The following is an 11098-nucleotide window of genomic DNA, read 5'->3' as shown; positions in this document are numbered from 1 at the left end:
GGTTATAGCAATGGGGCTCACCTCTTACCATTCCGAACAGAGCAGTTAAGCCCATTAGCGCCGATGATACTACACTTGTGGGAAAGTAGGTCGCCGCCTTCTTTAAAAACCCTGACAACAACAAAATTGTCAGGGTTTTTTATTTTATATCAATACCAACTTCTTTGTAACTCTTCAGGGCCTATATTTTCTGCTATGTAACATTTACACTAAAAATATTACATATATATACTATGGGTTCAGCTTCACATGCCGTAACGACCTTAAAAAACAACAGAAAACTGTTGAAAAAACCTCATTTACCTTATATGGGGCAAAAACCCGTGGGCGGTGTTGCTAGAAAGAAGAAAGGATCCTATAGCAAAGTTAGCGATGCTCGTTTAAAGAGAATTAAACTACATAAAAAGCGCGAAAGACAAAAAGATAACATACGAACCCTATTGGTAAGTTTAGCGATTATTGTTGGTCTTGCAGTCTTCTTTTATTTGATTGTTCTACCTTAATTATTTACCAATAATATGCAACTCAGTAAAATCTTTGGTGACAACTAAGGTATTGTCACCATTTACTCTTACATCTTCAAATAACGCTTCCTCATTATCAATTTGAATTTTGAATATTTTAAAAGGTAAGCCATGTAATTCTATTTTGAATGTATTATATGGAGTAATATATTTTCCTGATTTATACTGTTGAATAATTAACTCATTTGGCTTTCCTGTAAGTTTGAAGTTTCGAAGGCTGTAACGACCTTTAATATAGTCATAACCATCATGGGCATCTTCAAAAACGGTAGAGTTCTCCTTGCCTTCCTTATAGAAAACATCTAAGGTAAGTTGATCTATCTCTTTTTCCCCTACATATTGTTGAACAGGGTACTTAGGTATAATTGCCCCGGCCTTAATAAAAATCGGCATTTTATCAATATCTGCGTCAACCCACTGTTCTTTTCCTCCATGAGTAATCTCATCATTCCAGAAGTTATACCATTTACCACGCGGAATATACATACGTCTTCCTTTAGCATTAGGCTCTTGTATAGGGCAAACTAAAATATGATCCCCCACAACAAATTCGTCAGTTCTGAAATGCGTATGCGGATCGTCTTGATCGTAAAGCACTAACGATTTTAACATCGGAGTACCTTCATCGGCATACTGCCAGAATGAAGTATACAGATAGGGTAATAGCTGATAGCGTATTTCGATAAATTTTCTAACAATGTCCGTTACATCTTCATCAAAAGACCAAGGCTCTTGGTCACCATGATCACCACTAGAATGGGTTCTAAAAAAAGGATGAAAAGCTCCCAATTGGATCCATCGAGTATATAGCTCTCCGGTAGGTTGTTCAGCAAAACCACCAATATCAGACCCAACAAATGAGAAACCAGACATAGCCATACGTTGCGCTTGGATATTGGCAATCCACAAATGCTCCCACGTGGCTACATTGTCACCGGTCCAAGATGAAGTATAGCGCTGTGTCCCTGAATATGCTGCTCTGGTAATGGCAAAAGGTCGTTTAGGGTATGCAAATTTCTTTAATCCTTGATAGGTGGCTCGCGCCATTTGCATACCATACACATTATGTGCTTTTCTGTGACTACATGGATTTCCGTCATAATTATGCCGTACATCATCTGGAAACGTCTTTCCAGGGACTTCCATTACCGCTGGTTCATTCATATCGTTCCAAACACCGCGCACTCCAATATCTTCAATCAATTCTTTGTAAAGATCAGACCACCATTCTCTTACCTCAGGATTTGTAAAGTCCGGAAAATAGCATTCTCCTGGCCAAACCTTACCTTTCATATAAGGACCATCAGCACGTTTGCAAAAGTAGTCTTTGTCTAATGCTTCTTTGAACACATCATAGTTCATATCAATCTTAATTCCCGGATCGATAATGACAACTGTTTTAAATCCGTCGTCCTCTAATTCCTTGACCATTTTTTTTGGATCAGGAAAGCGTTCGTTATCCCAGGTAAAGCATCGAAAGCCGTCCATATAGTCGATATCTAAATATAGTGCATCACAAGGTATTTGAAGTTCACGAAACTTGGCAGCAATATCTCTTACTTTAGATTCTGGATAATAGCTCCACTTGCATTGATGATATCCCAACGCCCAAAGCGGTGGTAACTGGTGAGGTTTTCCGGTGAGGTCAGTATAGTTTGCTACTACATCTGACATTTGGGGACCGTAAATGAAGTAGTAGTTCATTTCACCTCCCTGAGCCCAGAAACTGGTGACATGTCTTCGCTCATGTGCAAAATCAAAAAACGAACGAAATGTATTGTCAAAGAAAATACCATATGCTTTTTTATGATGGAGGCCTATATAAAATGGAATTGTCTTATATATAGGGTCAGTATCCTTACCATAAGCATAAGAGTCGGTTACCCAATTCTCAAATCGCTTTCCTTTTAGGTTAATGTGAACAGGTTTGTCTCCCAAACCATAAAAACTCTCACCATCGGGTGATATTTTGCTCATTTTTACAATATCACCACCATACTGATAACTTTCTTCCCAGTGAAAACCTAATTCATCTTCACTAATTAACGTGTTATCTGCAGCATCATATATTGTTTTCTTAAGGTTGGTCTTATCAATCTTACAAATAAGCTTAGCAGTTGTAATGATATAGTGGTCATCTGTTTCATCAATCTCCAGTTTATTGTATCCTCTACTTGCGTATTTAGTAATGGCATATGAAAAATCATTGCCAAATATACCAGTAGTGGCGTATCGAAAACGTAAAACACTATCGCGCAAAACTGTAACCTGTAAGGCAACTCCGTTTTTAGTGATAAAGTTTAATACATCAACGTTTTTTTGGTAACTCGTTATTTGTGCAGGAAATAAATTGCCTTTGTATTCTAGTTCAGTATTGGTAATCATAGCGATATTTTTGTTGGCGAACCTCCACAAATGAACGTATTTATACCAACAATTAAAAGTATTGTTATTAACATTATGGGCTTATTATTTAAACCCATTTCATAATGCATTTACAACAATTAAAAAGCCTTTTTTTTGTGTTTCTCGTAATTATTTTGATTATTTAAAAGCGAACACCATGGTGGAGAGAGGCGGAATTAAGATTTTGGCAGAATAGTCCTTACCGTACCATTCTTTGTTTTCAATTTTTACTTTTTTAGGATTTTTCATATCACTACCTCCATATTCACTTTTATCAGAATTGAAGATTTCTACTAAATTACCTTTTTGGTGTACCCCAATTTTATAATGTTCTCGGGGTACGGGAGTCATATTACAAACAACAATTAAATCATTTTCAGCATCATGTCCTTTTCTGATATAAGATAATACAGATGCTTCGTGATCATTATAGTCAATCCATTCAAAACCCTCATCACTGAATTGTTTTTCATATAAAGCAGGGAACGATTTGTAAAGGGTGTTTAAATCTTTTACACATTGTTGTACTCCTTTGTGAAAATTGTATTGTAACAAATGCCAGTCTAAACTTTGCTGAAAGTTCCATTCTTCGGTTTGCCCAAATTCACTTCCCATAAATAATAATTTAGTGCCGGGATGGGTAAACATATAGCCATAAAGCAGTCTTAAATTGGCATTTTGTTGCCATTCGTCACCTTGCATTCTGCCTCTGATGGAATTCTTCCCGTATACTACTTCATCATGAGATAAAGGAAGCATAAAATTTTCCGTAAAGGCGTATGTTGTGCTAAAAGTAATTTCGTTATGGTGGTATTTTCTGTGTATGGATTCCTTTTTGAAATATGATAGTGTATCATGCATCCAACCCATCATCCATTTCATGCCAAAACCTAAACCACCATGATAAATGGGCTTAGAAACGCCTGTATAAGCAGTAGATTCTTCAGCAATCGTCTGTACATCAGGATGATTTTTATAAACTGTTTCATTGAGTTCCTGTAAAAAAGAAATTGCTTCTAAATTCTCTCGTCCTCCATAAATATTAGGTTCCCATTCACCATCTTCTCTAGAATAATCCAAATATAGCATGGAAGCAACTGCATCGACTCGAAGTCCATCAATATGGTATTTTTCAAGCCAAAAAAGAGCATTTGATATCAAAAATGAACGTACTTCATTTCTACCATAATTAAAAATTAGGCTTTTCCAATCGGGATGGTAGCCTTTTCGTCTATCTGGATGTTCATATAAATGTGACCCATCGAAAAAACCGAGGCCATGCGCATCTTCCGGAAAGTGGGAGGGAACCCAATCGAGGATAACTCCAATATCATTTTGATGTAGTTTATCTACAAGAAGCATAAAATCCTCAGGAAAACCAAAACGACTAGTAGGGGCGAAGTAACCCGTTAATTGATACCCCCATGACGGATCATAAGGATATTCCATAATAGGCATAAACTCCACATGGGTAAACCCCATTTCTTTTACATAATCAACTAGGTCGTTGGCAAGTTTCACATAGCTCAAAGGGCGATTGTCTTTCGTATTGAACTTCCAGGAACCTAAGTGTACTTCGTATACAGAGAAAGGTTTATCCAAGGCATTTTTATTCTTCCGGTAACCCATCCAATCAGCATCATTCCAATAATATTTTAAGTCCCATACTTCTGAAGCTGTATTTGGTGGGTGCTCACAACGTTTTGCATAGGGATCAGCTTTTTCAGTTATTATTCCATTATGATGGCTATATATTTTGTACTTGTATTTTTCACCTTGACTAATCTCGGGGATAAAGCCTTCCCAAATACCCGACCCGTCCCACCGGACATAAAGTTGATGTTCAGCATCATTCCAATAGTTAAAATCTCCCACTACTGATACTGATTTTGCAGATGGCGCCCAGACCGCAAAGTATACACCTTTTACATCGTCAACCTCAATAATGTGAGAACCTAGTTTTTCATATAGTTTAAAATGTTTTCCTGCTTTAAAGAGTTGAATATCAAAATCGGTAAAAAGACTATGCGGTAAAACCTTTTGCATTCAGTTGTGTATTAAATTAAATAGTAAAACCGTGCGGAATGGTAGCACCAGCTTTTATTACAACAATACCGTCTTTTATAACATAGGCATCGTGTTCTTGGTCTTCAAGATGTTTCCCACCGTTAATGCGAACGTCGTTTCCTATTTTACAATTCTTGTCGACTATAGCATGATTTATATAACATCGGTCTCCAATACCAGCGTAGGGTTGGTTTTTTTGTATACAGCGTTCAATCTCATCCAGAGTTTGAAATTTACTATTACCCATAATATACGAATTGGCAACCGTAGTACCTTTACCAATACGAGCTCGAATACCGATAACCGAGTTTTCTATTCTACTAGCGTTAATGATTCCTCCTTCTGCAACCATTGTTTTTTCTAAAGTTGTACCTGATATTTTTGAAGGGGGTAGTATTCTAGCACGGGTAAGTACATTTCGATCTCCATCAAAAAGGTTGAATTTTGGCACATCGTCGGTTAGTCCTAGGTTAGCCTCATAAAATGAATCAATATTTCCGATATCCGTCCAATAACCTTCATATTGATAACTTAGTACCTTATGCTTTTCAATTGCTCCAGGGATGATTTCCTTTCCGAAATCAATGGTATCTTTATTTGCTTCTAATAGCTTAACCAGTAGCTTTCTGTTAAAAATATAAATACCCATTGATGCCAGATATTCGCGTCCTTGGCTTTTCATCTCATTTGTTACATCCGATTTCCAATCAGGAAGCAACTCGGCCGCCGGTTTCTCTATAAAGCGATCAATCATATTTTTTGAGTCGGTTTTTAAAATTCCGAAGCTGGTGGCATCCTTAGCATTGACTGGTAAGGTAGCAATGCTAATTTCTGCTTTAGCTTTTATATGCGCTGTTACCATCTCATTAAAATCCATCTGATATAATTGATCCCCGGAAAGAATTAGCGCATACTCAAAATCATGAGCTAAAAAGTGAGGTAAACACTGTCTAACTGCATCAGCCGTGCCTTGAAACCAGGTTTTGTTTTCTGGAGTTTGTTCAGCAGCCAAAATATCGACAAAAGCAGCGCTAAAGAGGCTAAAGTTATAGGTGTTTTTTATATGTTTATTTAAAGATGCCGAGTTAAACTGCGTTAACACGAACATGCGTTTAATTTCTGAATGAATACAGTTTGAAATGGGAATATCTACTAATCGATATTTACCGGCAATAGGCACTGCAGGTTTAGACCGACTTTCAGTTAAGGGATATAAACGGGAACCTTGTCCTCCTCCTAAGATAATACCGAGTACTTTTTTATTGACCATTTTTTGACTGAGTTAAAGATTTGTATAGATGTATGTATTGTTTGACTGAATGATCCCAAGAATGGTCGATCTTCATTATTTTTTTTCGATTTTTTTTGAACTCTTCTTTGTTCTCAAAAAGTGCTTGCGCCCTGAAGATAGCATTTCCTACAGCAACTACCGAAACTTCATGATGTTTTATTCCAAAACCATTTGTTTCTTCTATATCAATAATGGTATCCTTTAAGCCGCCTATGTTATTTACTACAGGAATAGTTCCATAACGCATGGAATATAGTTGATTTAATCCGCAAGGTTCTACTCTTGAAGGCATTAATAAGAAATCGCCGCCAGCATACATTCTGTGCGATAACGCTTCATTATAACCAGTATGATTATTGAAAATACCTTTAAACTCTTGAGCCAAAATATTAAACTGTTCCTCAATTTCGGTATTTCCTGATCCAAGGACTAAGAAATTACCATTGTTTCTTTCTGACATTAGCACCTGTTTAAAAATATCAGGTAGTAAATCTGCTCCTTTTTCCCATACCAACCGACCTATAAAAATGAACAGGGGTTTGCTAACGTCAAGTCCAAATTCATCGCAAAGCGACTTTTTAGACGCTTTTTTTCCAGATTGGACGGTCGCATGGGTGTAATCTTTTGGTAGTAAAGCGTCAGTTTCGGGATTCCAAGTATTCCAATCAATACCGTTAATAATACCGCTACATTTTGCTTTCTCATGTGCTAATAAGCCTTCCAAACCATTAGCATGTCGTGCCATTTCTTCCATATAACTTGGTGATACTGTGGTTACACGCCAAGCACATTTTACTGCAGCAGCTAATGGGTTGATGCAGCCATACCAATCTAACAATCCGGCATGTTGCTGATCGAAATCAGGTAGGAGATTAAACTTGTCATAACCAAACTGCCCCTGATATTGTGCGTTATGAATGGTTAGCACTGTCGGGATGTGGTTCAGGTCTTTAAATTGCTTACAATATCCCATCATAAAGGGGATGAGCCCAGTATGATGATCATGAATATGCACCAAATCGAGTTTGAGTTTTTCCTCAACTATCCAGTGCAAAGCTGCAATTTGATACGTTAAAAATCGGAGATAATCATCGTCATAGCCATAAACTTGTTCCCTATCAGTCAACCCTTTTATTTTCAAGAGGTATATAGAAAAGCCAAATCTTCTCTTACCTATTTTTTCAACAGAATAGTCGTAGGTGTTGATCCCAACCTTAACTGCATGCTTAAATACTGTTTTTGTTTTTAGTTTGGCAACTACTTTAGTTTGATAAAAAGGCATTATTACAGATGCATCAACCCCACTTTTATTTTGGTAGTTAGGAAGTGCCCCCACAACATCTGCCAACCCTCCAACTTTTGCAAGGGGGTAACACTCAGCGCTAAAATGCAGGATTTTCATAAGGTTTTGTTGATTATCCTTTAAAATTACAAAAAATGAATGCTACCAAGATGCTAAGAATGAGATATGATGGTAATTTTTTCGACCTTTATATTATGACTTAATAATATCCTCATATTCCCAAAAAAATGCTTCAAAAAATGACATATTAGTATTGAAGAATTCCATGGTTTTGTGCCATGTATTTTTATTATGAATACTGACGTTTTGTAAAGCGATATAAATCCGAGAAATTTCCTTTCCGTTTTCAAGAATATATGAGTCGTCGAAAATGAGATCTGCAATAAAATCTCTGGTTAGAATAGTTTTTAGAGAAATAAACTTTTCCCACAATTCGATTCTTTTTTCAAGTCTATCATCTTCGATATCCAATGAGACTATTGCTTTTTTTCGATCGAAGGTAAATTTAAAGCTACAATTCTTAATTTTTGTATTGTAAAGTATCCATTTTTTTGGGAACGATTTGCCAAATGAGGTCCAGAATTCTTGTCGTATTTTTCTCGATTCTTCTTTGCTAAACATTATTTAGAACTGCTCTTAATTGGCTTAATAAAAGGTTAAATAGATTTATCTAAATGTATCTTCTTTTTCAAAATTAGTAATTTAGAAAGCGAATCGTTAACTAAACCAAAAATATCATGGAATCATTTACCATAAAAGTGAATGGTGAATCTAAAACCGTTCAAGCTGATGCCGATACCCCTCTTCTTTGGGTTTTAAGAGATCACTTAGATCTTGTAGGAACCAAATTTGGTTGTGGAATTGCACAATGCGGTTCTTGCACCGTACATGTCGATGGTGAGGCTGCAAGAAGCTGTTTATTGCGTGTATCTCAAGTAGGAGATATGGAAGTAACAACTATTGAAGGGCTATCAGAAAACGGAGATCACGTTTTACAAGAAGCATGGAAAGAGGTCGATGTACCGCAATGCGGATATTGTCAAGCTGGACAGATAATGACAGCGGCTGCTTTTTTGAAGCAAAACCCGAGTCCTACTTCTGATGAGATAAAAGACGCTATGCAAGGTAATATTTGCAGATGCTCATCGTACCAACGAATACACAAGGCTGTTAAAATAGCCTCAGAAAAACTAAGTTAAAATCCGAAACATCATGTCAACCAATATACCCAACTCATTCAGTAGAAGAGGTTTTTTGAAAACCTCGGCACTTGCCGGTGGCGGAATGCTAATCGGTTTTAATCTTTTTACAGCTTGTAAAGAAAAGGCAGAAATGCCGGTAGATATCGCATCATTAAATTTTAATGATTTCAATGCCTTTATAAAAATTGCGGATAATGGTTATGTAACTATTTATTCGCCCAACCCCGAAATTGGCCAAGGTGTAAAAACATCAATGCCTATGATTATTGCGGAAGAACTTGATGTGCCGTGGGATCATGTTAACGTTGTCCAAGGAAAGTTGGATACTGAAAACTTCCAAAGGCAAGTTGCTGGAGGAAGTCAGTCTATTCGTTTTGGATGGGATGCTCTCAGACAAACAGGAGCGACTGCCAGACAAATGTTAGTAAATGCTGCTGCTGCTAAATGGGGAGTGGACGCCTCAACCTGTACCGCTAAGCAAGGTGTTATTACGAATGCTAAAGGAGAAACTCTTGGGTATGGAGATGTAGTGAAAGAAGCTGCTGCTCTTGAAATACCTGAAGGAGTTAAATTGAAAGAAATAAAAGATTATACATTAATCGGAACAGACGTTGTAAATGTTGATATCGATAAAATCGTTACTGGCCAACCCTTATTTGGTCTCGATTATAAAAAAGAGGGGATGTTATATGCCGCTGTATTGCGGCCACCTTCTTTCGGCCAAAAATTAGTTTCTTTTGATGATACTGAAGCTAGAAAAGTTGCAGGCGTTCAAGATGTGGTGCGTTTTGGTGAAAAAGCAATTGCACTTCGCGCTGCAAATGGTCGTACGGCGGGAATGTTAGCTGATAGCGAAAAAATAGCGGTTGTTGCTACTAGTACCTGGCAGGCTATTATAGGTCGAAACGCACTTAAAGCGGTTTGGGAAAATAGTACGTCATTAGAAAATACAGAACAGCACGATGCAGCATTATTTAAAATATTAGATGGGCAAGGTCTGAATACGTTACGCAAGGATGGTGATATACAAAAGGCCTTTAAGCAAGCCGATGCTATTTTAGAGCGTACTTATGAATCTCCATTTTTGCCACATGCATGTATGGAACCTATGAACTTTTTTGCTGATGTAACGGCGGATAAAATTCATTTAGTAGGACCGATTCAAACTCCTGCGGGTACAGCAGCAGCAATAGCTGGAATGCTCGGTCGTGATGCAAAAGATATAGAGTTAGAAATGACCCGAATGGGAGGAGGTTTTGGTAGAAGGTTGTATGGTGATTTTGCAATTGAAGCGGCCGAACTGTCCGCCAAAATAACGAAACCTGTTAAAGTAATTTATACAAGGGAAGATGATATAGGAATTGGTATTTACCGCCCTGGAATTAAATATAGAATAAAAGCAGGAGTGAAAGATGGTAAAGTAATTGGTTATCATTTAAAAGAGGCATGTATAAATAGTAATATGTATGGTTTAATACCTCACTTTTTCCCGGCTGGAGCTGTTGAAAATTATCAGGTAGACGCAGGAAACTATAAGAGTAATATTACCACAGGTGCATGGCGTGCTCCTTATACGCATTTTCTTGCCTATGCTGAACAAGCGTTCTTTGATGAACTAGCAGAAATGATGAAGGTGGATCCCGTTCAATTACGTTTGGATTTACTTCAAAATGTGAAGGGACATACAGATGAAAATATACAATACGAGCCAAATCGTATGGAAGATGTTATTCATTTAGCAGTCGAAAAATCAGGATATCGAGATAAGAAAGAAGGCGTATATCAAGGTTTTTGTGCTTACTATTGCCACAATACGCATGTTGCTGAAGTGGCCGATGTGGTTATTGAAAATGACAAGCCCGTAGTTAAGAAAGTAACCGTTGCCGTAGACTGCGGAATTGTTGTAAACCCAACGGGAGCTAAAAATCAAATTGAAGGTGGTGTAATAGATGGTATTGGTCATGCAATGTATGGTGACTTGTCGTTTACCAACGGAGCACCTACCGCTAATAACTATGATAAATACCGATTGATTCGTATGAAGGAAGCTCCAGAAGTTGAAGTCCATTTTGTTGAAAACGAGCTGTCGCCAACAGGGCTGGGTGAACCGGCATTACCTCCGGCCGTTGCTGCTATCGCTATAGCGATAAATCAAGCTACTGGTAAACGGCTTTATAAGCAACCATTTGCTAATAATTTAGAAGTAAAGGAGCTGATTGGCTAATAATTGAAAAAAGCCTTTTGCAATAATAAAATGGGTTGAGGTATGCTACTTCAACCCATTTTTACTTTAAAATTATTAATA

The 11098-nt window shown here is 37.3% G+C and carries 8 protein-coding genes and 1 rRNA gene; 4 read left to right on the top strand and 5 right to left on the bottom strand.

From position 1 onward, the window contains the following. A 5S ribosomal RNA gene (gene rrf / locus ABN763_RS04175) occupies positions 1 to 102 on the top strand; the annotation flags it as partial. Positions 103 to 233: 131 nt separating this feature from the next. Continuing rightward, positions 234 to 503, top strand: a complete 270-nt coding sequence (locus tag ABN763_RS04170; protein ID WP_410484161.1) for a hypothetical protein — start codon at positions 234 to 236, stop codon at positions 501 to 503. On the opposite strand, the gene ABN763_RS04165 is transcribed toward ABN763_RS04170, so the two are convergent. The 5 genes from ABN763_RS04165 to ABN763_RS04145 all read right to left on the bottom strand — a co-directional run bounded on the left by ABN763_RS04165 (position 504) and on the right by ABN763_RS04145 (position 8212). Beyond that, positions 504 to 2909: a glycoside hydrolase family 31 protein gene (locus ABN763_RS04165; RefSeq protein ID WP_410484160.1), complete on the bottom strand. Its 2406-nt coding sequence runs from the start codon at positions 2907 to 2909 to the stop codon at positions 504 to 506. 159 nt (positions 2910 to 3068) lie between these two features. Continuing rightward, the gene (glgB, locus tag ABN763_RS04160) at positions 3069 to 4976 is read right to left on the bottom strand and encodes a 1,4-alpha-glucan branching protein GlgB (RefSeq protein WP_410484159.1); all 1908 of its coding nucleotides are present in this window, start codon (positions 4974 to 4976) and stop codon (positions 3069 to 3071) included. A gap of 16 nt (positions 4977 to 4992) precedes the next feature. Then, positions 4993 to 6267 (bottom strand): glucose-1-phosphate adenylyltransferase, encoded by a 1275-nt coding sequence (locus ABN763_RS04155; RefSeq protein WP_410484158.1) that lies wholly within the window; start codon positions 6265 to 6267, stop codon positions 4993 to 4995. Next, positions 6257 to 7690: a glycogen synthase gene (locus ABN763_RS04150; protein ID WP_410484157.1), complete on the bottom strand. Its 1434-nt coding sequence runs from the start codon at positions 7688 to 7690 to the stop codon at positions 6257 to 6259. Before ABN763_RS04150 ends, ABN763_RS04155 begins: the two co-directional genes overlap by 11 nt. A gap of 93 nt (positions 7691 to 7783) precedes the next feature. Then, complete coding sequence (locus tag ABN763_RS04145) at positions 7784 to 8212, bottom strand: DUF4268 domain-containing protein (protein WP_410484156.1); 429 nt, start codon at positions 8210 to 8212, stop codon at positions 7784 to 7786. A 116-nt stretch (positions 8213 to 8328) separates the two neighbouring features. On the opposite strand from ABN763_RS04145, the gene ABN763_RS04140 reads away from it, so the two are divergent. Next, positions 8329 to 8790: a (2Fe-2S)-binding protein gene (locus tag ABN763_RS04140; protein ID WP_410484155.1), complete on the top strand. Its 462-nt coding sequence runs from the start codon at positions 8329 to 8331 to the stop codon at positions 8788 to 8790. A 13-nt stretch (positions 8791 to 8803) separates the two neighbouring features. Beyond that, positions 8804 to 11017 (top strand): molybdopterin cofactor-binding domain-containing protein, encoded by a 2214-nt coding sequence (locus tag ABN763_RS04135; protein WP_410484154.1) that lies wholly within the window; start codon positions 8804 to 8806, stop codon positions 11015 to 11017. The last annotated feature ends 81 nt before the right edge of the window (positions 11018 to 11098 follow it).

The sequence above is a fragment of the Spongiivirga sp. MCCC 1A20706 genome (assembly GCF_046524175.1).
Taxonomy (GTDB): domain Bacteria; phylum Bacteroidota; class Bacteroidia; order Flavobacteriales; family Flavobacteriaceae; genus Spongiivirga.
This window is presented reverse-complemented; position numbering and strand designations above follow the sequence as displayed.